Annotated in this window: 1 protein-coding gene; it reads right to left on the minus strand. The window is 27.8% G+C overall.

The window, feature by feature from the left end; all coding sequences use genetic code 11:
- Positions 1-113: 113 nt before the first annotated feature.
- Positions 114-491, minus strand: a complete 378-nt coding sequence (locus tag J5G60_RS18615; RefSeq protein WP_179976963.1) for a GtrA family protein — start codon at positions 489-491, stop codon at positions 114-116.
- Positions 492-695 lie beyond the last annotated feature (204 nt).

Consider the following 695-nt stretch of genomic DNA (forward strand, 5'->3'; position numbering starts at 1 on the left):
AAATATATGTATGCTTTTATTAAAATTAATATAAATAAAAAAAGTATATCTATATAAATGTATCTTTTTAGATTGGGTACTTTTTTCATTATTTTCACCACCGGCTCTATTGCTCATGAGTCATGTACTTCAAGCATAACTCTCCGCATAAAATAGACTATAAAAAAGGGAAGCACCATGGAAAGAAACTTTGAAATTAAAAAAGACATTTTCATAAAGTTGAAACTAAACCACAGGATTAAATTTGATACAGCTACTCCTAGAAAAAGTGACACAATGTATACAACAAAAGATTTTGTATAGCTATTAGATTTAAACACATATTTCATACCTGCCATAAATTGCAGAAGGAATCCCACAGCTATGCCGATATTGCTAGCCAGCATATAATGTAATCCCAAGACTTGATATAGAAAATATGCTAAAAAAAAATCTATGCTGCCAACTATAAACGAAATAATTGTATATTTTCCAATGAATTTAAAAGTCAATATATATCATCTCCTATTACAGGAAAATTACCTTCGTCAGTGCTCCTGACAAAACTATATATTCGTATTGATTAAGAAGTTGTATTATAGATTGCAATTTATAAATCCCTCCAGTATTATACTTTTGATGAAGTTATTAGATTATTAAAAAAGTTATATAAATAGTTTGCAACGAATACCATAATGTATGCACCAATCTATTTA

This window comes from Clostridium sp. HV4-5-A1G (genome assembly GCF_900184915.1).
GTDB classification, from domain to species: Bacteria; Bacillota; Clostridia; order Clostridiales; family Clostridiaceae; genus Clostridium_B; species Clostridium_B aromativorans.